Source organism: Labrenzia sp. THAF82 (assembly GCF_009363435.1).
In the GTDB taxonomy this organism is placed as follows: Bacteria; Pseudomonadota; Alphaproteobacteria; order Rhizobiales; family Stappiaceae; genus Roseibium; species Roseibium porphyridii.
Genome location: NZ_CP045354.1, coordinates 1,174,810 through 1,198,018, shown reverse-complemented (window position 1 = coordinate 1,198,018; position 23,209 = coordinate 1,174,810). Strand labels below are relative to the sequence as shown.

Annotated in this window: 21 protein-coding genes; 5 read left to right on the top strand and 16 right to left on the bottom strand. The window is 55.4% G+C overall.

The window, feature by feature from the left end; genetic code table 11:
• Positions 1-19: 19 nt before the first annotated feature.
• The gene (locus FIV00_RS05785; RefSeq protein WP_152499856.1) at positions 20-1,450 is read left to right on the top strand and encodes a glutamate synthase subunit beta; all 1,431 of its coding nucleotides are present in this window, start codon (positions 20-22) and stop codon (positions 1,448-1,450) included.
• Between the two features lie 71 nt (positions 1,451-1,521).
• Here FIV00_RS05785 and FIV00_RS05780 read toward each other — a convergent pair whose 3' ends face one another.
• From FIV00_RS05780 to FIV00_RS05770, 3 genes are all read right to left on the bottom strand, one after another.
• Positions 1,522-2,706, bottom strand: a complete 1,185-nt coding sequence (locus FIV00_RS05780) for a DUF459 domain-containing protein (protein WP_209006825.1) — start codon at positions 2,704-2,706, stop codon at positions 1,522-1,524.
• A 50-nt stretch (positions 2,707-2,756) separates the two neighbouring features.
• The gene (locus FIV00_RS05775) at positions 2,757-4,043 is read right to left on the bottom strand and encodes a lytic murein transglycosylase (RefSeq protein WP_152499855.1); all 1,287 of its coding nucleotides are present in this window, start codon (positions 4,041-4,043) and stop codon (positions 2,757-2,759) included.
• 77 nt (positions 4,044-4,120) lie between these two features.
• Positions 4,121-5,587 (bottom strand): outer membrane beta-barrel protein, encoded by a 1,467-nt coding sequence (locus FIV00_RS05770; protein ID WP_152499854.1) that lies wholly within the window; start codon positions 5,585-5,587, stop codon positions 4,121-4,123.
• 196 nt (positions 5,588-5,783) lie between these two features.
• On the opposite strand from FIV00_RS05770, the gene FIV00_RS05765 reads away from it, so the two are divergent.
• The 3 genes from FIV00_RS05765 (at position 5,784) to FIV00_RS05755 (ending at position 8,594) form a co-directional block, all read left to right on the top strand.
• Complete coding sequence (locus FIV00_RS05765; protein WP_152499853.1) at positions 5,784-6,797, top strand: SIS domain-containing protein; 1,014 nt, start codon at positions 5,784-5,786, stop codon at positions 6,795-6,797.
• 156 nt (positions 6,798-6,953) lie between these two features.
• Complete coding sequence (locus FIV00_RS05760) at positions 6,954-7,721, top strand: motility protein A (protein WP_152499852.1); 768 nt, start codon at positions 6,954-6,956, stop codon at positions 7,719-7,721.
• Between the two features lie 15 nt (positions 7,722-7,736).
• The gene (locus tag FIV00_RS05755; RefSeq protein ID WP_152499851.1) at positions 7,737-8,594 is read left to right on the top strand and encodes a flagellar motor protein MotB; all 858 of its coding nucleotides are present in this window, start codon (positions 7,737-7,739) and stop codon (positions 8,592-8,594) included.
• Between the two features lie 44 nt (positions 8,595-8,638).
• Here FIV00_RS05755 and FIV00_RS05750 read toward each other — a convergent pair whose 3' ends face one another.
• The 12 genes from FIV00_RS05750 to FIV00_RS05695 form a co-directional block, all read right to left on the bottom strand.
• Complete coding sequence (locus FIV00_RS05750; RefSeq protein ID WP_152499850.1) at positions 8,639-9,094, bottom strand: NfeD family protein; 456 nt, start codon at positions 9,092-9,094, stop codon at positions 8,639-8,641.
• Complete coding sequence (locus FIV00_RS05745) at positions 9,091-10,071, bottom strand: SPFH domain-containing protein (RefSeq protein ID WP_173006225.1); 981 nt, start codon at positions 10,069-10,071, stop codon at positions 9,091-9,093. The genes FIV00_RS05750 and FIV00_RS05745 overlap by 4 nt, the downstream gene beginning before the upstream one ends.
• A 328-nt stretch (positions 10,072-10,399) precedes the next feature.
• Positions 10,400-11,479 (bottom strand): ferrochelatase, encoded by a 1,080-nt coding sequence (gene hemH / locus FIV00_RS05740; RefSeq protein WP_152499848.1) that lies wholly within the window; start codon positions 11,477-11,479, stop codon positions 10,400-10,402.
• 149 nt (positions 11,480-11,628) lie between these two features.
• Positions 11,629-12,867, bottom strand: coding sequence for a phenylacetate--CoA ligase family protein (locus FIV00_RS05735; RefSeq protein WP_152499847.1), 1,239 nt, complete (start codon positions 12,865-12,867; stop codon positions 11,629-11,631).
• A 30-nt stretch (positions 12,868-12,897) separates the two neighbouring features.
• A complete protein-coding gene (locus FIV00_RS05730) occupies positions 12,898-13,752 on the bottom strand; it encodes an ABC transporter ATP-binding protein (protein ID WP_152499846.1) in 855 nt (284 codons plus the stop codon).
• 58 nt (positions 13,753-13,810) lie between these two features.
• Complete coding sequence (locus FIV00_RS05725) at positions 13,811-15,142, bottom strand: ABC transporter substrate-binding protein (RefSeq protein WP_152499845.1); 1,332 nt, start codon at positions 15,140-15,142, stop codon at positions 13,811-13,813.
• 107 nt (positions 15,143-15,249) lie between these two features.
• Positions 15,250-16,326 (bottom strand): branched-chain amino acid ABC transporter permease, encoded by a 1,077-nt coding sequence (locus FIV00_RS05720; RefSeq protein WP_152499844.1) that lies wholly within the window; start codon positions 16,324-16,326, stop codon positions 15,250-15,252.
• Between the two features lie 20 nt (positions 16,327-16,346).
• Complete coding sequence (locus tag FIV00_RS05715; protein WP_152499843.1) at positions 16,347-17,300, bottom strand: branched-chain amino acid ABC transporter permease; 954 nt, start codon at positions 17,298-17,300, stop codon at positions 16,347-16,349.
• A gap of 14 nt (positions 17,301-17,314) precedes the next feature.
• On the bottom strand, positions 17,315-18,142 hold the full coding sequence (locus FIV00_RS05710) for an ABC transporter ATP-binding protein (RefSeq protein WP_152499842.1): 828 nt from the start codon (positions 18,140-18,142) through the stop codon (positions 17,315-17,317).
• The gene (locus FIV00_RS05705) at positions 18,139-20,067 is read right to left on the bottom strand and encodes an AMP-binding protein (protein WP_247649345.1); all 1,929 of its coding nucleotides are present in this window, start codon (positions 20,065-20,067) and stop codon (positions 18,139-18,141) included. The genes FIV00_RS05710 and FIV00_RS05705 overlap by 4 nt, the downstream gene beginning before the upstream one ends.
• 310 nt (positions 20,068-20,377) lie before the next feature.
• Positions 20,378-20,857, bottom strand: coding sequence for a protein tyrosine phosphatase family protein (locus FIV00_RS05700; RefSeq protein ID WP_152499840.1), 480 nt, complete (start codon positions 20,855-20,857; stop codon positions 20,378-20,380).
• Positions 20,858-20,872: 15 nt separating this feature from the next.
• Positions 20,873-21,127, bottom strand: coding sequence for a DUF1272 domain-containing protein (locus FIV00_RS05695; RefSeq protein ID WP_152499839.1), 255 nt, complete (start codon positions 21,125-21,127; stop codon positions 20,873-20,875).
• Positions 21,128-21,188: 61 nt separating this feature from the next.
• Here FIV00_RS05695 and FIV00_RS05690 point away from each other — a divergent pair, with 61 nt between their 5' ends.
• Positions 21,189-22,193 (top strand): GlxA family transcriptional regulator, encoded by a 1,005-nt coding sequence (locus tag FIV00_RS05690; protein WP_152499838.1) that lies wholly within the window; start codon positions 21,189-21,191, stop codon positions 22,191-22,193.
• 79 nt (positions 22,194-22,272) lie between these two features.
• Here FIV00_RS05690 and FIV00_RS05685 read toward each other — a convergent pair whose 3' ends face one another.
• On the bottom strand, positions 22,273-23,175 hold the full coding sequence (locus FIV00_RS05685; protein WP_152499837.1) for a LysR substrate-binding domain-containing protein: 903 nt from the start codon (positions 23,173-23,175) through the stop codon (positions 22,273-22,275).
• Positions 23,176-23,209: the final 34 nt, after the last annotated feature.

Sequence of the window (23,209 nt, the reverse complement as noted above, 5' to 3'; positions counted from 1 at the left end):
ACGTTTTGAGGAGGTCGCCTTGGGTAAGGTAACCGGTTTTCTGGAAATCGATCGGCAGGAACAGAAGTATCAACCTGCTTCAGATCGTATCCGCCATTTCAAAGAGTTCACGATTCCGCTGAACGATCAGGAAGTCGCAAATCAGGCAGCACGCTGCATGGATTGCGGCATCCCGTTCTGTCACGGTCCGACCGGTTGCCCGGTCAACAACCAGATTCCCGACTGGAACGACCTGGTGTTTCAGGGCGACTGGGACATCGCGCTTCGGAACCTGCATTCGACAAACAACTTCCCGGAGTTCACCGGCCGCATTTGTCCCGCGCCTTGCGAAGAGGCCTGCACGCTCAACCTGGAAGACATCCCGGTAAACATCAAAAGTGTTGAGCAGGCAATCGCTGACAAGGGATTTGAACAGGGCTGGATTGTACCAGAACCGTCGGCGACAAAAACCGGCAAGGCCGTTGCCATCATCGGGTCTGGTCCGGCAGGCATGGCGGCTGCACAACAGCTCGCCCGTGCGGGCCATACGGTGCATGTCTACGAGCGCGAGCCGCGCGCTGGTGGATTGCTGCGCTACGGCATTCCCGACTTCAAGATGGAAAAACACTATATTGATCGCCGTGTCGAGCAAATGGAAGGCGAAGGTGTCACGTTCCATTATGGCGTCAATGTCGGCGTGACCGTCAGCATGGAAGAACTGACCGAGCGCCACGACGCCGTGATCCTGTGCGCCGGCGCTGAGCGCCCCCGCGACCCTGGCGTCACTGGAATGGAGCTTGAAGGCTGTCATTGGGCAATGCCTTATCTGGTTCAGCAGAACCGACGCGTTGGCGGCGAACCTGAAGGCGATGAAGCGCCGATCTGGGCAGGTGGCAAACATGTCGTCGTCATCGGCGGCGGCGATACTGCATCCGACTGTGTCGGTACCGCTTTCCGTCAAGGTGCACTTTCCGTCACTCAGCTCGATATTCGTCCGATCCCACCGCTGAAGGAAGACAAGTTGACGGTGTGGCCATATTGGCCGACCAAATTCCGTACGTCGTCATCGCAGGCCGAAGGGGCTGAACGTGAGTTTTCCGCCGCAACACTTTCCCTTGTTGGCGAAGACGGAACGGTTACGGGTGTGAAATGCGCACGCGTCGATGAAAAACGCCGGCCGATCGAAGGCACGGAATTTATCCTCCGCGCGGACCTGGTTCTGGCTGCCATCGGATTCTCTGGCCCCTTGCTTGAGACCTATATCGCTGAAGCCGGCGACAAGCTGGAACTTGACGGTCGTACCAACGTGAAGGCCAACACCGACGACTACAAGACCAGTCTCGACAAGGTTTTCGCTGCCGGTGACGTGCGCAAAGGGCAGTCTTTGGTGGTCTGGGCAATCCGGGAAGGCCGTCAGGCAGCCCGCGCCGTGGACGAATTCCTGACCGGTTCGACCGATCTGCCTCGCTGATCGACTACCGACCTTATAAAAAGGCCCGGTCTGCTCAGCTGACCGGGCCTTTTTGGAACTATCGCCTTTGCTCAGGAACCGCTTGGCCGTTGCCCTTCAGAAAGAGCAGAAGTACCCTCAACCGCAACCCGCGGATCGTCAACGCGTCCGGGCATGGGTTTCAGCGGTTCGCCTTTGACAAAAAACCGATATGCGGCACTGTCGGGGTCTATCGCCTTGTCTTCCTCTCCGCCCAGGAGCAATGCTTCCGGAGACGTTGTTCGCCCCGTCAAAACGATGAAATTCGGGTCGTCTTCGACGCCTTCAAAGGCCAACCCTCCATAGCCACCAAGAATGCGTGAGAGCTCTCGTTCAACGAAGAACGCAACTTTTCGATAGCCTGCCCAGGTGAAGCCAATTCTGTCATTGGTTCTAAGCCGAGCATTTTTGCCATCGACATCCGGACCGAAGGAGGAATAACTGCCGTCTTCCGCCAGAAAGATATCCCAGATGTCGACATACCGAACACGCCGATCAGCGGCGGCTCCCTGAAACAGCGAATTCAATTGTGTGAAATCACCGTTGGTCAGCTCGTTATTCGTCGGTGGAAGACCGGCCCAGATAATCGGTTTCTTCTCCTGCCTGACCACCCTGACAAGCGCTTCAACCTTATTGCGGTAGGTATCGAGCCATTCCGCGGTCATGAATTCGATTGGCGGGTCCCCGGGAAAGGTTTTTCCAAGATCGCGGCGCCCGATCATGACGACAACTGCCTTGACGTCTGCACCTCTGATTTTTGACAGAACCTGGGTTGACCAGTCCGGAGGCGTTTCACCTGTGAAACCAGCTTTGTCTTCGGTGATCCGCTCCACTCTGATCTGCGGTTTTTCCGCCAGTGTGAACTTCAGCCCTTCAGCCACTCCTCGTGCCATCCGGTCACCAACAACGAGGACCAACCCCGCATCCGGGTCTTTCGGCAAGACTTCAAACCTGGGTGCAGCACCTGCTGGTCGTGTTGCTCTGGGACGTTTCTTGACACGTTTCTGAGGCTCCCGGCGTCTTTCAGCGCCTCCGCCGAAGAGCCTTTGCAGTGGAGCAAACGGATTGAACCCGCGCAGCGGTCCGTTTTGCGCCACCACTATTTCTCCCGCTGGAGCGGACTGCGACAACGCGGTTGGAACCTCACCAAAGAGGACAGCCAGAACACAGACCAGTCCAACCCGTGTTGACCGGATTGCCGGGGTCCAGTTTCTCGCCATCGGACCAGTAAAACGCAAAGAAGCCTCCTGTCCGGCGCCGTCAACTTAGACGGCGCGATGGCGGCAGTTTAACTGTCGACTTTCAAACGTGCCAGCAAAACAACGGATGCATATCCATCCGGGATCATGCCACGCGAACGTTGATATGCCCGGATGCCCCGACGTGTCGCTGGACCGACTTTACCGTCCGCTGTCCCGACCGAGAATCCCCGGCTGTTCAGCAGTTTCTGGAGTTCTGCGGTTTCAGTTCGGTTGAGGGGCATATGCTCGCGTGACCAGTCGCCGGCAAGCGGACCACCGCCGATGATCCGATCCGCCAGATGGCCTACAGCCAGAGCATAAGCAGTCGCGTTGTTGTATCGCTTGATGACGTAAAAATTACGCAGCATCAGAAATGCCGGACCACTAGCGCCTGCGGGCAACACAAGAATGCCCTTGTCCGAGGGACGCGGAAAACCCTTGCCATTGATCCGTTGAACGCCAGCCTTGCTCCATGCACCGAGCGTCTTCGTTTTCTCGCCATCGGCAAGATTATAGTCGAAACCTGCCGGCAGCCGCACTTCATACCCCCAGGTCTTGCCTGTCTGCCAACCATGCTTTTTCAGATAATTCGCGGTTGAGGCAAGCGCATCGGGTATCGATGTCCAGATATCGCGGCGGCCATCGCCATTATAGTCGGCAGCATAGGCTTTCCAGCTGGACGGCATAAACTGCGTGTGACCCATGGCACCGGCCCAAGAGCCTTCCATGTCCTTGAAGCGAACATGGCCTGCCTGCACGATTGCCAGGGCGGTCAGCAACTCTCGTTGCCAAAAACTCTTTCTGCGAGGCGCAGCATAGGCAAGCGTCGCCAGGGCTTGAATGACATTGTGGCGTCCCATGAAACCACCGTAGTTGGTTTCCATGCCCCAGATCGCCAGCACCGCTTCCCGGTCAACGCCGTAGCGAGCTTCAATCTGTCTGAGGACAGGACCATACTCCTGCAACAGTTCACGGCCTTTTTCGACCCGTGTGTCGGAAACAGCGCTGTCCAGATAGTCCCAGATGGGTTTGACAAATTCAGACTGCTTGCTCATCAGCCTAAGCGTGTCGTTGTCCGGCTCCATGCCGGTAAAGACGGCATTATAGGTATTGGCGGAAATCCCTACAGCCTGGGCTTTTGGCCAGAAACCTCGAACAAACTTATCAAATCCGGCATCTGCGAATGCCGTATTGGCAGAAACCGACAACACGCCTGCAAGAAACAGCCGCGTGAGCCGATGCTTTCCAGCAGACCGGTTTGGTTTTGTTCGCGACGCTATGAATCGGGACAGCGTCTTGATCACGTTAGAAGTTTGCCACGCAAAGCTCCGCATCAGGGCCTCCTTAACGCCCAAGTCCGTGTTGTACTGCCCCCGGCACTATCAATGCTGCTTATTTGGTTAGCTTATAGTTAATGCCGGAAACGAAGACCGGCTTCAATCGCATTTTCCGAGTAATCGCTTCCGCTTTCGGAGCTGTCAAACCGGCGATGTGAGTAGTCAGCCGTAATCGCCACATTTTGCGTCAATGCAAATGTGACACCGCCAAAGCCGGTCAAAGTACTTTCCTCGATCGATATACCCTCATAGGTTCGATAGCTGTACCCTACCCCTGTTTCTCCGACCAGGCGGTCGCTGAATGCATGGGCAAGCCGAATATCGCCAGAATAGATAATCGACCCGCTGGCGCCGTCAATATCGGTCGCCTCAAAGCTTGTTCCAAGCCCTGCAGTTACGGTTGTGAGCCGGCTTGGAGACCAGACCAGCGAACCATCGATAACGAGACCGGACAAACTGTCCAACCGATCATCGTCAATGTCTTCAATCCGCCAGCCAACGCCAACTTCCCCATTCATTTTGGGGCCCGAAGCGATTGTGACACCACCTCTCAACTCATACCCGTTTGCATCGCGGTTTTCGCAAAGACTGTCGTTACAGGCTTCTTCAAACCGGCGCAGCAACAACGATCCTTCCACAAAGGGCGCAATGACACTGCCTGTATTGGCATCGAGCCTCAGGCTTGCCGAATAAAGTGTATTGTCGCGATCACTGTTCGTGGTGCCACCTTCGTCAGCAGTATAGATGCTGCGGTCCGCGCCAAGCGCAGCGGTTGCGGCTAGAAGACCGACACTTCGCGTTGCGCTGAGGCTTCCGGAGAGCTGGTGAACATTATCCGTTCCGCTGGCTGATTCTGCGCTGCCATCTTCTTCACGGGTGAACGTATAAGCCAGGCCCGTCGTGACCTGTGTCGCCTCGCTGACATCCAGCCTCAGGTTCGCGGCTGCAAATATCGAGGCGTCATTGTCGTCGGAGTTTTCAGGGTAACCTGTATAGGTTCCGCGCAGCGAAGCGTCGAACTGGTGCCGTGACCATCCCGAGGTAAGCGAGATATCCGGTGAAATCCGGTAAAGCCCGCCGGCGGTTCCGTCCGCCGACTGGGCGGTGTTGTCCGAATAACCGGTCATGAACGTCACTTGCGGTACCAATGTGAACGAACCAAGGCGTATCCCGTCCGCCGCATCAAAGGTCGTGTCGCCGCCAAATACGCTCGTGTCGAGTCCAGGACCGGAAACCGGTACAGCCCTCCCGACAGCCGCAATCCGATCAGAAAACGGGCGAACCGGCGTCACCCGGCCATTGGTACCAAGACCAGTCGATCCGGTTTCAGCGGCAGCTGCATTAAGGGTGCGGCGAAGCGCGAAAACGTTGGCTTGTGTCGGGTTGGATTGAGAGTTTGCTGCCTGATCCGCTGTGTCTTCCGCATCCAGAGCTTCTGCCGGGTCACCGCTGCCGCGCAAATCCGTCACAGCAGTCTGCGCAGCTGCAGGTGCTACCTGCAACGCGGCGAAACAGACAAAAAGGGGCAGAATGCGGCGCATATAGCTTGTAGAACCAGTCGACGTCGGGATCTCGTTCAAACTGACGAAGGTTGGTTAATGCTTCGTTTCTTTTTCGCATTTTGATAGTTTGAACAAAGATTCAAATTCTAATGCATTTAAAAGATCACAGGTTCTTGATCCTCTGAAGAGACTGGCCTAGAGCTACACCATTCAAGAAAAAGAAAAGTTGCATTCAATGACCAAGCCGTTGCTCGATGCCGTTTCAGAAGAGACAAATGACATTGCGTCTCATTGTCTTGTTTCCGCAGAACGCACATTGGAAACAGAAATCGCAGGCTTGAGCGCGGTTAGAGCCGCATTGAAAAACGGGCTTTCAGCCAGTTTCCAGCAGACTTTCGACCTGATCCGAAAGAGCCCAGGGCGCGTCATCGTCACCGGAATCGGCAAAAGTGGTCACATCGGCACGAAAATCGCCGCCAGTCTGGCGTCGACCGGAACACCTTCCTTTTTTGTGCATGCAAGCGAAGCCAGCCATGGCGACCTTGGCATGATTACGGATCAGGACGTCGTACTGGCTTTGTCGTGGTCTGGTGAGACCCAGGAACTTGCCGGTATCGTCAGTTACACCCGCCGATTTAAAGTTCCTCTTGTCGCCATCACATCGCGCCAGGACAGCACTCTGGGTCGCGCAGCGGACCTCGTGATGAAGTTGCCAAGCGTGACGGAAGCATGTCCTCATGGCCTCGCACCAACGACATCGGCGCTTATTCAACTGGCCATCGGCGATGCCCTGGCAGTTGCATTGCTTGAAGGCCGCGGGTTCACGGCGCAGGATTTTCGGGTCTTCCATCCGGGTGGGCGCCTCGGTGCAAGTTTGAAGTCCGCGAAAGACATTATGCATTCGGAAGATCGGATGCCGCTGACACCGGCCTCAACCTTGATGAGCGAGGGGATCGTGCTGATGACTCAGAGAGGCTTCGGCGTTCTGGGTGTCACGGATGAGCTGCGCCAGCTGGTCGGCATCATTACCGATGGTGACTTGCGCCGGCATGTTGCTTCCAACCTGCTGGAAAAAACGGCCGGTGAAATCATGACACCGGCGCCGAAAACCGTTACGCCGGATACCTTGTCCGCGTCTATCCTGGAACTTGTGAACTCACTCTCGATCACGTCCGTATTCGTTGTCGAGGATGGTCGTCCGGTTGGTATTGTGCACTTGCACGACCTGCTGCGTATCGGCGCGGCCTGACACCCGAATAGCCTTCACAATTGCGTCACGCACGGGAAAAACTGAATGTCCCGGCGCGCATTCTGCCGTTCATTAGGATTTGATTAGCCATAACCCACTTACACTGACCCGAAGTTTCAATGGCTTGAACGCCACAAACACTGGTGTGTGTACAGAATGGATCTGGCGACATTAATCGGCATAATCGGTGCATTCGGCGTCGTGATCACCGCCGTTTTCCTGGGCGGTAGCTTCGGTCAATTCATCGACATCCCGTCGATCCTGATCGTGCTTGGTGGCGGCCTTGCCGCCACTCTGATTCGATTTCAGCTATCGGATATCCTTGCCGCCTTCGTAACAGGCTTCAAGGTTGCTCTTGCGGGAAAAAACGCGAGTCCGCGAGATCTTATCTCCGAAATTACGAACCTTGGCGAAATCGTACGCAAGTCCGGTCCTCTGGGACTTGAAAACGTCGATGTTTCCGATCCAGTCCTGGCAAAAGGCGTACAATATGTCGCTGACGGCTATGAACTGGAATTCATCAAGGAGGCGATGGAGCGCGAACGCGACCTTCAACTCTCTCGCCTGTCGGAAGGAAAACGCGTTTTCAAGGCACTTGGTGATTCGGCACCGGCCTTCGGAATGATCGGGACGCTTGTCGGTCTGGTGCAGATGCTGGCCAACATGGACGACCCTGCAGCCATTGGTCCTTCCATGGCTGTTGCGCTTCTGACAACGCTCTATGGTGCGCTTGTTTCCAATATCATCTGTCTGCCTTTGGTGGACAAGTTGGACGCAAAGTTCGATGTCGATGACCTCAGTCAGACTCTGATCATCGACGGCGTTTGCCAAATCAGAGAATCAAAGAGTCCAGCGCTTATCAAAGAGATGTTGGTGGCATATCTGCCTGAAAAGATGCGAACCGAGCTTGCGGAAGCCGCCTAACGCGGACAGGAAACAATGGCTAAGAAGAAAAAGGCACAAGGCGGTGGCGGCGCTCCAGATTGGCTGGTCACATTCGCTGACTTGATGTCGCTGCTTGTTTGTTTCTTCGTTTTGATCATTTCCTTTTCCATTCAGGACAAGGAAAAACTGCAAGTCGTCGCCGGTTCGATGCGTGAAGCCTTTGGCGTCAAGGATTCAGCTCGCAAGACCGGGATTATCGAGGTCGAGGGCATCCCGATCCGCGATTACATGAAGGACATCAGTCAGGTCGAACAGGAAGTAGACTCCGACTTCGCCACGGAGCGTCACGAAAAGCGTCGCAAACAGGGACCGGAAGCGAACACGCACGACACGTTGGAAGCGGAAATCGAAAAACCGCGCCAGTTCGCGACCGCGGCTGCCTCTTTGCGCCAAGCCTGGCAGGAGATGCCCGAAATTACGGAGATCTCCAACAACATCATTCTTGAGGAAACCGAAGACGGCCTCAACATCATGCTGGTCGACCAGGACGGCCGATCAATGTTCCGCGAAGGGTCCAAGTACCCCTATGAAACAACACGGCGCCTGATCGCAAAAATGGCGCCTGTCCTGGCAAAGATGCCGAACCGCGTGGAAATCACAGGCCACACGACCGCTGGCCAAATCCCTTCCAACCCGAGTTACACGGGTTGGGATCTATCCAGCGAAAGAGCCAATATCGCGCGTCAGATCCTGGCGGAATATGGTGTTCCCGGCGATCAGTTCTATGCAGTCGTCGGTAAATCGGATACCGAACCGCTCTTTCCAAACGACCCATATCTTGCCGCCAACAGGCGCATCGGCATCCTTCTCAAGGCAGAAGAGCCACCGATACCGCCAGGCCATAAGCCCTGAGTCTTTGAAAACAAGCCTCGGCAAACTGACCGGGAAGCACAAGTTCACTCAGCTGGTGAAACAACTAGGCGAGCGCCGTCGATCGAATCAACGCGCACTTTTGTTCCTGCCGGTAAATCGGGACCCGTAATCCGCCAGATCGTATCGTCGATGGATAACTTGCCGGCGCCTTCATTCAGTGGCGCAGCCAGTGTGAATTCTCTGCCGATATACCGGCTGCCGCGTTGGTTGAGACCCGGGTCTCCCTTTTCTGAAGCCAGGTTTCTCATCAAGCGCCTGCCGATCAACAGGCTGGCCAACGACAGCACCAGAAACAGTCCGACATCGACCTGCCAGGCAAAATCAAAAAGGAGCGATACGACCCCAACGACCAGCGCCGACAGGCCGAACCAAAGGAAAATCGTACCGGGCGCCAGGATTTCCAACCCGAGTAGAAACAGGCCAAGAACGAACCAGCTCCATGGCCCGAGCGCTGCAATTGTGCTTTCGACCAGGCTCACCGGTCATCCCCCTCGTTCGGGCCCGTATTCGGTATGCCGGACGCGTTTCTTGATCCACCCTTGCTGTCACCGAACGCTTCCTTCGCGATTTCACCAATACCGGTCAATGCACCCAGTAGCGATGTCGATTCCATTGGCAAGATCAGAGTTTTCTGATTTCTGGATGTAGCGAGAGCCTGGAACGCTTCGACATATTTATTGGCCACGAAGTAGTTGATGGCCTGAACATCGCCCGCCGCGATGGCCTCGCTCACCATACGTGTCGCGTTGGCTTCTGCTTCTGCCTCGCGTTCGCGCGCCTCCGCATCACGGAACGCGGATTCCCTGCGGCCTTCGGCTTCCAGGATCAGCGACTGCTTTTCACCTTCGGCTTTGAGAACCTCCGACTGACGCTTGCCTTCAGCTTCCAGAATGGCGGCGCGTTTGTCTCGCTCAGCCTTCATCTGCCTGGCCATCGCATCAACAAGGTCGCGCGGTGGATTGATGTCCTTGATCTCGATACGCGTGATCTTGACCCCCCAGGGCTCCGCCGCAGCATCCACGACCCGAAGGATCTTGGCGTTGATTTCATCGCGGTTTGACAGGAGGCTGTCGAGATCCATCGATCCCATGACCGACCTGATGTTGGTCATTGTCAGGTTCAGGATCGCGTTCTGCAGGCCAAGCACTTCATAGGCGGCCCGTGCGGCATCCAACACTTGATAAAACGTCACCCCGTCTGCGCTGACCGTAGCATTGTCACGCGTAATCACTTCCTGGGTGGGAACATCCAGAACCTGCTCCATCATGTTCAGCTTGTGACCGATTTTGTCGACAAAGGGCACAATGAAATTCAGGCCGGGTGTCAGGGTCTTACGATACTTCCCAAAACGTTCGATCGTATAGTTATAGCCCTGCGGCACGGTTTTCACGCCTGCGAAGAAAACCAGAATGACCAGCAGCACGAGGCCGATCAGAAAAATGTCAAATCCCGCGATTGGCATGAATATCTCCCGGAAATAATTGAAGTCTGCGGCCACTATGCGTTGTTTCACCGCCCTGTTCCAGCGTCTTCCCCTTGTGACCCGAGCAAACGGGTGTTGCAACCGGTAATATGCAAATTTGTCAATGCTGTCGCCAAACGCAGTTAATCGCGAACTACCCCAACTTCAAAGAGTTTAACGCCGAAGGCTCCAACGCATTGCGCGCACTTTTTGATGGCTTGTGTTGGCACAAACCTAAAAACGCGCGCTCATTCTTGGGGGATGCGTCGAAACTTTGCGGATTTATGGCCGGATCTCAGAGCCGTTCTGTGGCAATTGGCCTTCAGATCCAGCCACCCAGTTCGCGGCGGACAATATGAGCAATCACGTCCATGCCGAGTTCGCTGTCATTCAGACACGGAATATGAGTGAAGTTCTCTCCTCCGCTTTCCTCAAAGATCTCTCCGGCTTCGCCAGCAATCTCTTCGAGTGTTTCCAGACAATCCGATACAAAACCCGGGTTCATGACGGCGACGTTCTTCACGCCGTCCTTGGCAAGTTTTTCGACGGTCTTGTCGGTATAAGGCTGGAGCCATTCCTCAGGCCCGAACCGTGACTGGAAGGTCACGCGCAGTTTTTGATCATCCCAGCCAAGGACCTCACGCATCAGGCGCGTCGACTTCATACAATGACAGTGATAGGGGTCCCCGCGCTTGAAGTAGGACTGCGGAATGCCGTGATATGATGTCAGAACGACATCCGGCTCGAAATCCAGGCTCTCAAGGTGGTTCTCAACCGATTTTGCAAGTGCCTTCACATATACGGGATCGTCGTGATAGGGCGGAACGGTGCGGATAGCTGGCTGCCAGCGCATTTTTAGAAGAGACTTGCAGACCACATCATTGACCGTTGCAGTCGTGGTTGCCGAATATTGCGGGTAAAGCGGGAAAACCAGAATTCGGTCGCACCCAGCGTCTTTCAGAGCCTTGAGCCGGTCCGGTATCGAAGGCTGACCGTAACGCATTGCCCAGTCGACGTGAATCCGCCCGTTGTCATCGCCAAGGATGTCTGAAAGTTTGTCGGACTGGCTTCGCGTGATTGTGCGAAGCGGAGACTCGTCCTTGTCGTGGTTCCAGATCTCATCATATGCTTTGCCCGACTTTCCGGGTCGGGTCATGAGCACTATTCCGAAAAGGATCGGATACCAGACCGCCTTGGGCCACTCGATCACGCGTTTGTCCGTCAGGAATTCGCGCAAATATCGGCGCATCGACCAATAGTCGGTTGCATCCGGCGTCCCCAAATTGACAAGCAAAATGCCGACCTTGCCGCTCTTTACCGAAGGGTGGCCTTCCGGCAATTTGACGGTCTTGAAATCTGCCTCGCTTTCAGCAGTCAAGGGAGCGGACGGTTGCACAGTCATCGGCGGGGGTTTTCCTCAATCTCTCGGTCACTCTACTGCCTTACATAAGCCACGCACGCGATAAGGCCAATGCGGCATATGTCATACGAGTGAGGAAAGCACCGGATCACCTGATGGCATGGGTTCCTTCAGCCCAGCCGAGGTTGGTATCAACCATACTCTCGCTCATCAGCGATGACCTTGCCATCGTTTGGCAATCCCCCTGGTGGGACGAGATGAATTTCCCCTTTCAGGCGTGTGACATCACGCAAGGTTGCGGCCACACGTTCAGACAATCCGTTCTCGACAGCCTCCGTTTCAACAGACAATGTCATCGCGTCTGCTTCACCTTGCCGCACAACGGCAAGACGCGCCTTTTGCACTTCCGGATGGGCCGCCACAATTTGCGCAATCTGCGCCGGGTCGACAAACATCCCCTTGATTTTGGTGCGCTGATCCGCGCGTCCCATCCAGCCCGCAAGCCGCATATTGGTGCGCCCGCAACCTGACCGACCAGGCACGATTTTGGAAAGATCACCTGTTGCAAAACGGATCAACGGATAGAGAGTGTTGAAATTGGTCACAACCAACTCACCCACCTCACCTTCGGCGACCGGCTCGCCAGTGCCGGGACGAACGATCTCAACGATATAGTCCTCATTGACCACCATGCCGTCTTGGCTTTCTGTTTCATAGGCAATCACGCCGAGGTCGGCAGTCGCATAGCATTGCCCGACCCGGATGCCCTGGTCTTCGTATTCCTGCCTGAGTGACGGAAACAGAGCGCCGCCGGAAACAAGGGCTTTCTTGATGGAGGAGACATCCCTGCCCTGTTCCCGGCCGCGGTCCAGGAGGACCTTCAGATAGTCAGGTGTTCCAACGAAACCGGCTGGTTTGAGCACTTCTATTGCTTCGACCTGCGTGTCGGTATTGCCCACGCCGGCAGGAAAAACCGTGCAACCAAGGGCAATTGCGCCTTGATCCAAAATAAAGCCTCCGGGTGTCAGGTGATAGGAAAACGCATTCAGTACGACGTCTCCTTTCCGAAATCCGGCAGCAAACAGGCTGCGCGCGCCGTTCCAGGCGTCAAGACCCGGTGCCTGCGGCTCCCAGATCGGGCCTGGTGACATGAAAACTCTGGCAGCGCCTTCAAGCGTGCCGGCCAGAAAGCCACCAAAGGGCGGATTGGCCTTTTGCTTTTCCATGAGGTCGGATTTTCGCAGGACAGGCAAACCTGCCAATGCACTCCTGTCACCGATTTGGGCAATATCCTGGCCTTGAAGATGGGCCGCCCAACCGGGCGCGTTGGCTACCGCGTTCTTAAGAAGATCCGGCAGTTTGGCAAAAAGATCCTGTTCGCGCTGAGCAGGGTCTTGCCGCTCGCGCGTGTCAAACTGTGTGTCGCTCATGGTCGTCTCCGCCTGTTTCGGCCTGCTTGGTCAGGCCAGCCAGCGCTTCCTTCGCTTGTAGTGCTTGACATTTCGGAACGAGCGGCGGCCTTCGCCACCAACGCCCAGATAGAATTCCTTCACGTCCTCATTCTCGCGCAGAGCCTTGGCATCGCCATCAAGCACGATCCGTCCGGATTCGAGGATGTAGCCATATGTTGCGTATTTCAGCGCAACGTTGGTGTTCTGCTCCGCCAGGAGGAAAGAAACGCCTTCATTCTGATTGAGCTGCCGCACAATCTCGAAGATCTCTTCAACGAGTTGCGGCGCTAGTCCCATGCTGGGCTCATCGAGCAGGATCATCTTCGGTCGGCTCATAAGCGCCCGGCCGATGGCACACATCTGCTGTTCACCACCGGAGGTGTAACCCGCCTGACTGTTGCGCCGCTCACGCAGGCGCGGAAAATACGTATAGACCATGTCAAGGTCTGCCTTGATGGCACCGTGACCGTCTTTTCGGGTGTAGGCTCCCGTCAGCAAATTCTCTTCTATGGAGAGGTGCCCGAAACAGTGGCGACCTTCCATCACCTGGATACAACCGCGCCGGACCAGATCATTCGGCGATAGCGCCTGAACTTCAGACCCGTCAAACAGGATCTTGCCCTTGGTGACTTCGCCGCGTTCAGCGCCAAGAAGATTGGAGACAGCCTTCAAGGTTGTCGTCTTGCCGGCACCGTTGGCTCCGAGCAAAGCGACGATACCGCCTTGCGGAACTGTCAGCGAAACGCCCTTGAGCACGAGGATCACGTGGTCGTAGATAACTTCGATATTATTGACCGACAGGATCGTTTCGGCCGTCTCAACGGCTGCTTCCCCACCAGGCTGTTCTGCATCCAGCAATGCCATTCCGTCTTCTCCTGTAAGGCCCCGCCGCACGACTGAGCGCGGCGGAGCAGACTGCCGATCAGTTCGGGCAGGGTTCAGTGCGTGCCGGCCAAGGCGCATTCTTTTCGGCATATTCAGCCGCGGCCTTTTCCAGCATCGGACGAACCAGATCGGTCATCGGCTCAATCCAGCCGGATGCCTGGCGCCAAGCCTTGCCGTCCCACTCCTGGATAAACACAGGATGGCTGCCGGCATGGTCTTCACATGTGACCTTCATCGGATGCGCGAAGCCTTTCAGGCCCAACTCTTCCAGACGAGCTTCATCCAGATTGAGGGCTTCAAGACCCATACGCATGTCTTCGCCGGTGATGACTTTCTTGCCGGTCAATTCCTGTGCGGTCCGAATGCCTTCCGCAATGATCACGGAGTTCAAAACACCGCGGTTGTAAAGCGTACCGCCAATGGTTTCCGCGTCGGTGGAGCTGAGGCCAGCGTCAACCACGTGTTTCTTGATGTCATCAAGCGCAGGGAAATCGCTGCCGACACCGGAGAAATTCATCGCCTTGTAGCCCTTGGCGCCATCGCCGCCAGCCGCTGCATCGTCGTCACCTGCGGACCACCACACACCGATGAACTTGTTCATCGGGAACCGGATCTTGACCGCTTCTTTGATGGCGGTCGGGTTCATTGCTCCCCAACCCCACATAACCATGTAGTCAGGACGGTCACGGCGCACATTCAGCCATTGTGAGGACTGGTTCTGCATTTCTTTCACGCCGACCGGATATTGAAGCAGTTCAAAGCCGTATTTTTCGGCGAGCTGCTCCAGAAGCGGGATCGGCTCACGGCCATAACCGGCATCCAGGAAGATGTAGCCGATTTTCTTGCCCTTCAGGTTCTCCAGGCCGCCTTCCTGTTCCCCGATATATTTGATGACGACGGAAGCGCCGTCCCAGTATGTGTCAGGAACATTGAACACCCATGGGAAAACCGAGCCATCGGCAGCAGCAGAAAGACCGTAGCCCATGGACAGGACCGGGATCTTGTCAACGCCCGCCTTCGGGATCAGCTGCAGCGTAATACCGGTGGAATAAGGGTTATAGACCAGCGCTCCCTTGCCTTTGGTCGCTTCGTAGCATTCAACACCTTTCTGGGCGTTGTAGCCGGTCTCACATTCTTCCAGCTCCAGCTTGACACCGCCGATACCACCGTCGCGCTCGTTCAGCATCTTCAGATAGTCATGCATGCCGTTCGCGATGTGAATGCCGGACGCTGCAAACGGACCGGTCCGGTAAGTCAGCAGCGGCACGTAGTTGCTGTCTTCTGCCTGGGCCACCGTTGTCATGGCGCCGGAAAGCCCGACCCCAAGAGCAACAGCGGTTCCAAGCGCAAGTTGCATGATAGTTTTCATATTCACCTCCCATGCGGAGCCGGACCACCCGACACCGCCAGACCAGTTGCGCCATTCCTCCCCGGATCGGTCCAAATCCGGATGGCGGGCGAAAAGGCTGGCATTCCCTAGTAAGGGAACGGCCAGACCCTTAGCTTTTGCTTCGCGATTTGCCAGAGCCTGGCAAAACCATGCGGCTCGACAATCAGGAAGAAGATGATCAATGCCCCGACGATCATGAACGTGACATGTTCAACCGTTTCAGCAGCGATTTGGATTCCAAGCGTGCCTGGAATGAATTTCAGGAACACAGGCAGGATCCAGATAAAGGCAGCCCCCATGAACGCACCGCTGAGGCTGCCCAACCCACCCAGGATCACCATGAACAGGACCTGGAAGGACAGCGAGATCGAATAGGAGGACGGCTCCGCGGCATTCAGCCAGAAGAACACCATCATCGCACCGGCAACGCCGCAGATGTAGGATGACACTGCAAAAGCCATCAACTTGGTCTGTAGCGGCCGGATACCCATGAGTTCGGCGGCGATGTCCATGTCGCGGATCATCATCCAGGACCGCCCGATACGGCCCCGCAGCACGTTGGCCATCAGAAATGCAATTCCCGCGGTGATGCATAGCACGATGAAGTAGCGAACAATCGGTGTTGCTTCCGCACCGGAGGCAACAATGCCGAACACTTCGCGGTGCGGGACTTCAATCGCACCGGAGGCGTTGTAGTTGTAAAGCCAGCCGATCCGGATGAAACACCATTCCAGAAAGAACTGGGCCGCCAGGGTTGTCACAGCCAGATAAAGGCCCTTGATCCTCAGGCTCGGCAAACCGAAGATTGCGCCGATAGCTGCCGAAAAGACACCCGATAGCAGAACCATCAAGATGACATTGGCGTCAGGGAAGATCGTGGTCAATTTGTAGGCCGCATATGCGCCAACACCCATAAATGCGCCGGTACCCAGCGACAGCTGTCCGCAGTAGCCGGTCAGGATGTTGAGCCCGATCGCCGCCAGTGAGAACACCAGGAACGGGATCATGATGGACGTCAGGAAAAAGTCGTTGGCAAATGCCGGAATGATCACAAAGGCAACGACAAGGATGACGCACAGACCGATCCGGTCCTGAAGGATCGGCATGAGAGCCTGATCCGCCTTGTAGCTTGTCTTGAACTGGCCAGCTTCACGATAAAACATTGTTCAGGAGCCTCTTTGTCTTAAATCCGCTCGATGATGCGTTCACCGAACAGGCCTTGAGGCCGGAACAGCAGGAAGATCAGTGCGATGATATAGGCGAGCCAGGATTCAATGCCGCCACCGACAAGGCCTCCCCAATAGAGCTCGCCAATCTTTTCGCCGAAACCGATGATGAGACCGCCGACGATAGCGCCCGGAATGGAGGTAAAGCCGCCCAGGATGAGAACCGGAAGGGCCTTGAATGCAACGATTTCAAGCGCGAAGGACACATCGGAGCGCGCGCCCCACATGATGCCCGTTGCCAGCGCGACCAGACCTGCAGCGAACCAGACAATCGCCCAGATCTGATTGAGTGAAATGCCGACCGACAGAGCTGCCTGGTGATCATCGGCAACCGCGCGCAGCGCGCGGCCAATCCGTGTCTTGTTGAAGAAGACCCCAAGCGCGGCCACCATGATGACAGCAATGACGGCCGCGGCAATATCGATATGCTGCAGAATGACAAGCCCGCGCTCGCCGAATTCAAACGCCGTCGACCCTGTTGGCAGACCGAGCTCCTCGGAAATCATCTGCTTCGGCTCACCACCGAAAACAAATTCGCCAAATCCGATCAGGAAGTATGTCAGACCGATGGTCGCCATCAAAAGGATGATGTCAGGCTGGTTCACCAGCGGTCGCATCACAACCCGTTCAACCCCATAGGCCAGTATGCCCATCACGCCGATGGTCAAGAGCAGGGCAACATAGGCGGGAACCCCGTTTTCGTGCAGTCCAACCAGTGTAAGACCTGCGAAAACGACCATAATGCCTTGGGCAAAGTTGAAGACACCCGACGCCTTGAAAATCAGCACAAAGCCGAGTGCAATCAGCGCATAAAGAATCCCGGCGACGAAACCTTCCCAAAGAACCTGCAGGAAGAAATCCGGCATTTCGTACATTTGGACAAAGGGGTCGATGAAAATGTCGTAAAGCATGGTCCAGTTTCCCCCTAGTGGCTCACGCCGAGATATGCATCGATCACATTCTGATTGGCCTGAACTTCCTCAGGCGCGCCATCAGCGATCTTTTTGCCGTAGTCGAGAACCACCACACGGTCGGAAAGGTCCATGACAACTCCCATGTCATGTTCAATCAGCGCGATGGTTGTTCCGAATTCCTGGTTCACATCGAGAATGAACCGGCTCATGTCTTCTTTTTCTTCCAGGTTCATGCCGGCCATCGGCTCATCAAGCAAAAGAAGATCAGGCTCCATGGCGAGCGCTCTGCCAAGTTCGACCCGCTTTTGCAGGCCGTATGGCAAACGCCCGACCGGCGTCTTGCGGATTGCCTGAATTTCGAGGAAATCGATAATATCCTCGACCTTCTTGCGATGCTCGATCTCTTCACGCTCGGCCGGGCCGCGCCACATCAGCTGCCAAAAGAAATTCTTGTTCATTTTCAATGATCTGCCGGACATGATATTGTCCAGAGTGGTCATTCCCTTGAACAGGGCAACATTCTGGAATGTCCGGGCAATTCCCTGGCTGGCGGCCTCATAGGGTTTCATCTTCCGCCGCACTTTTCCTTGCCAGGTAATTGTACCGTGCTGGGGATGATAAAACCCGTTTATGACGTTGAGCATCGACGTCTTGCCGGCACCGTTCGGGCCGATGATCGCGCGAATCTCTCCCTTCAAGATATCGAAGGAAATGTCCGTGATCGCTTTGACCCCTCCGAAAGACAGCGAGACATTGTCGACACGCAGCAATTCCTCGCGCGCGGACGGTTCAGAGGAGCCGGCCGGCTCCAGTTCCTTTTCCGATACCAGGGCATTCATTCGGCAGCCTCCTGAAAGCCCTTGCCGGCCTCGTAGGAATTCATGTCGCGGATCTCGACGGTGGCTTCGATTGCGCCCTTGCGGCCATCTTCGAAGGTCACTTCGGTCTTCACGTGTTTGGAAGTCGAACCGTCGTAAAGCGCTTCGATCAGCGGGTCATAACGCTCTGCGATGAAAGAACGACGGACTTTCTGCGTCCGTGTCAGTTCTCCGTCATCCGCGTCCAGCTCCTTGTGCAGGATCAGGAACCGTCTGACTTGAGCGCCCGCCATCATTGGCTCTTTGGAGAGGTCCCGGTTTACCTGATCGACATGACTTTCGATCATCGCATACACATCGGGATTGGCGGCCAGCTCCTGATAGGAGGCATAGTTGACGTTGTTGCGCTCCGCCCAGGACCCGACGGCTGTCAGATCGATATTGATAAAGACGGCAACCATGTCCCGCTCATGCCCGAAAGCAACGGCTTCTTTGATGTTGGGGAAGAACTTGAGCTTGTTCTCGATGTATTTCGGAGCGAACAGAGCGCCGTCATTGAGCTTGCCGACATCCTTGGCCCTGTCGATGATTTTCAGATGGCCGTTTTCGGCAATGATGCCGGCGTCTCCGGTGTGAACCCATCCGTCTGCGGTCTTGGTCTTTTCAGTCGCCTCGTCATTCTTGAAATAGCCCACAAACACGCCAGGCGACCGGTACATGACTTCGCCGCTGTCGGCGATTTTTAGCTCCACATCCGGGGCGGGCTTTCCGACCGTGTCTCCGAAGATCTCTCCATCCGGCTGTAGAGTGATGTAAACACTGGCTTCAGTCTGGCCATAAAGTTGCTTGAGGTTCAGGCCGAGCGCCCGGTAAAACTGAAAAATTTCGGGGCCGATGGCTTCGCCCGCGGTGTAGCCCACCTTCATACGGGTCAGGCCCATGCGATTCTTGAGTGGCCCGTAGACGCAGAATTCTCCCAGCTTATAGAGAAGTCGATTCTTCAGGCCGACGTCTTCGCCATTGAGGATTTTCTCGCCGACATTCCGCGCCAGATCCATGAAATAGTTGAACATGGCGCGTTTGGTTTTTCCGGCATCCTCCATCCGCACCATGATCATGGTGAGCATGTTTTCAAATACGCGCGGCGGTGCGAAGAAATAGGTCGGTGCAATTTCGCGACGGTCTACGTCAATGGTGTCCATGCCTTCTGGACAGTTGACGCAGTATCCAGCAGTAAAAGCCTGCGCCAGGGAAAAGACGTGGTCGCCGATCCAGGCCATGGGCAAATAGGCCAGGACTTCTTCGGTCTCATTCAGATGGTCGAAGACATTGGCGTTTCTGGCCGAGATCACCAGATTGTCGAATGACAGCATCACACCTTTGGGGCGCCCGGTCGTGCCGGACGTATAAAGCATCACCGCGATATCGCTGCCTTTGCTCTCGGCAAAGCCCTGCTCCCATTCGGCTGCAAGAGATGCGGATTTCGACAATTGCTCACGGCCCAGATCGCCGACGGAGTCAAAATCGTGCAGATGGGTGTGGTCGTAATCGCGAAGTCCGCGCGGTTCGTCATAAACAATGTGCTTCAGCGACGTAACTTCGTCTGTCATCGACAGCAATTTATCGACCTGTTCCTGGTCCTGAACAGCAGCAAATTTGACCTCGGCATGTCCGAGAACATACGCCATCTCTTCCGCAACACTGTCAGCATAGACGGGCACGGGCACTGCGCCGATGGCCTGCGCTGCGACCATGGACCAATAAAGTCGTGGCCGGTTCGATCCGACGATTGCGATTTTGTCTCCTGGCTCCAGACCCAGAGTTTTCAATCCGATGGAGAATGCGCGGATTTCATCTGACACCTCGGACCAGGTCCAGCTTTGCCAGATGCCCAGATCCTTTTCCCGGAATGCTGTCCGGTTTCCGAATACCTTTGCGTTGCGCATCAGGATTTTCGGAAAAGTGTCCTCCCCGCGCGACGAGGCGCTGGCCGACCCTACCATATTCGTTTCTTCCCTTTAGAAGGCGCCCCGGTTTGTTCGAGGTCGTTTCCTATTGGGTATGAAACTACCTGAGGTAAGAACCTTCAACCGATAAATTCCTAAAGGCGAAGTCTCAGGTTGTCCCAGCCCGTTAAAGAGAAGCTAGTCCGGCCGATTTGCAGCAATATGTGTCAATCATTTCGAAATGTTTCATTCGCGCTGCACGTGCGAAAAACAGAGTGTCTTTCATTTGAGATCGAAGCCCGCCAGTGTCTCAGTAGTCTTCGCCGGCATAGCGGTTTGGCTGACCCACCGCAGCTTCGCTGCCAATGAATTTCGCCCAGTCATTTCCAGGCCGCCAGATGCCATCCATGAGAGAAAAGGCGTCTGCTTCGGAAAGTCCGCGTCCGGATTTCGCGTATCGGTAAAAAAAGGCGCTGACACGCGCGTTGTATATGCAATGCACATGGACTTGTGTCGCTGGAAGACTCTCCAGAGCATCGCAGAAAGCTTCAAAATTTTGATCAGTCGGATCATCAAACTCCACTGGTACATAGATGTAGTCCAAACCAAGCTTTGAAAGGGTCCCCGGCTCGTCTTCAAGCGCGCCCTTGTTATGATGCGGTCCAAGATTAATGACATGGGTCACGCCCAGCTTCTTCAGATCTGCAAACTGCTCTTCCGTTGGCTGACCTGAAGATGTGATCCGCTCGGTCAGTCGTCGCCAGTTCAATATGTATGGCAAGTCTCGCATCACACCCTCCAGAGTTCATGCATAAAGGTCTGCGCATTCGGCATGAGCCTTCGTGAACCGTTTCGTGGATGCCGGGTTCTTCAATAGATGCCTTTCAGGGCGGATCGGCCGCTCAACGAGGTTCCCGCCGCAATTTGGGCAGATGTTTCCAAACCTCGTTTCGGCGCAATCTGCGCAAAACGTGCATTCAAATGTGCACATGCGCGCATCGGCGGCGCTTGGTGGAAGGTCTTTGTCGCAACATTCGCAATTCGGTTTGAGCAATAGCATGACGTGTCTCCTTTATGTCTTCGCATAGACTATCAATCAGCATCATGGCATGAATGACAATATGACCTCATTTTCTGCCAAATCATCTGAGAGCACCATTAGTCCGAAACTGGTTGTCTTTCTCGTTTATCCCGACATCGTCCTCCTTGATCTTGTTGGCCCTTTGCAGGTTTTCAGTCACGCACTTGAACAGACCACAGGTAAAAACGGGTATGCATGTGCAGTGGTATCCAGCAAAGGCGACATGGTCAGAACGAATACGGTGGTTCCAATCCCGAGCGAGCCGGTTTCCCGATACCGCGATCGCCAGATCAACACACTCGTTGTCGTCGGGGGAGACGGTGCCAACCAGGCCATGCTGGATGTGAGTTTTCTTCAGCAAGTAACGTTGCTGGCATCCAAGGCCGAGCGTGTCTGTTCCGTCTGCTCAGGTGCACTGGTCCTCGCAGCTGCCGGTCTGCTTGAAGGTCGCAGAGCCGTAACGCACTGGGAAGATTGCAAGATGCTTGCCGAAACGTTCCCAGGAGTGCATGTGGAAATCGACCCCATCTACATCAAAGACGGCCACATCTGGACATCCGCCGGCATCACCGCAGGGATGGATCTGGCCCTTGCTATTGTCGCTGAGGATCTAGGTCGGCAATCCGCGCTCAAGGTGGCCAGATCCATGGTCACTCATATGGTTCGATCTGGTGGTCAGTCGCAATTCAGCCCGGTTCTTGGCCGCCAGTTGCTTGATACGACCGGGCGGTTCGAAGAACTACATCATTGGCTTGCAGATAATCTGCAATGCGACCTTCGAGTGGAGGTTCTGGCGGAGCGTGTGAACATGAGTGCCCGCAATTTCTCCAGGCTCTATTCCAAACAAATGGGACTGACGCCGGCCAAGGCCGTTGAGGCAATTCGCACGGAAAAGGCCCGTGACCTTCTGGAAACGACGGACATCAGTATCAAACGGATTGCGGCACAATGCGGTTTCAACGACGAAGAACGCATGCGCCGGGCTTTTCTGCGCCTTCTTGGTGTTGCCCCCTCAGACTATCGGCAGGGCTTCAAGACGCAGTAGCCGTTGTTGACTTTTCCCTATCGTCTTGTTGCCCATGGACGTGTGGTGGGAAAAGACGGCCAATGCAGCTTGCCCCTCACTAAGTCAGTTCATTCTCAAGCCAGCCCAACAAGCGCTCCGTGCTCTTGTGTTCGTCACGTCCAGTGGCGCGATAGACGGAAATCTCGGTTGGCCGCGATACGAATTGAGCGCACGGTCGGACCAGTTTGCCTTCACTGATCATGCCTTCAGTTGTCCGCCGCCATCCAAGCGCGATGCCTTGACCCGCGACGGCTGCCTGAAGTGCAAGGGGATAGCTGTCAAACTCGACGAAACGGGGCTTTACCGGCATGGATGCACCAACACCTTTGAACCACTCCGGCCAGGTCATCCAGTCCTGTGGGACGACAACATGGGTCAGGAGCGGATAACTCACAAGCGATGCCGGTTCGACAGGCCGATTAGCTTGCTCGACTAACGTTGGTGCGCAAACCGGAAAGACCTCGTCAGCGGCTGTGAAAGCCAGGCGGGCGGAACCGGACGCGCGTCCGGACGTCTGGATCGCGACGTCGAAAACGCCTGAAGCGTGCGTCAATGGCTTTTGCGCACTCACGACCCGCAACTCGATACCCGGATTTTGTTGATGAAACCGGGAAAGGCGCGGCATGAGCCAATAGAATGCCTCACATAGCTGGCAATGAAGAACCAGTTCACCACCGCGTCGGTTACCGCGCAAGATCGCAATTTCCGCGGCAATTTCCGACAGTGCAGAACCGACGACCTGACCTAGCCTGCGTCCATCCTCAGTCAGGAAAACGGCCCGATTTCGACGTTCAAACAACGCCAATCCCAGCTCAGCCTCCAAAAGGGCAATTTGCTTGCTGACCGCTGTCTGTGTCAGCCCGAGCTCTTCAGCAGCCAGTGAAAAACTCTCACATCGGGCAGCTGCCTCAAAGGGCTTCAGACGAGAAAGAGGTGGCAAATTGGACGTTGAATTATCCATTCTATTTTCTCATGCAAATTGGAGAAAAACTCCT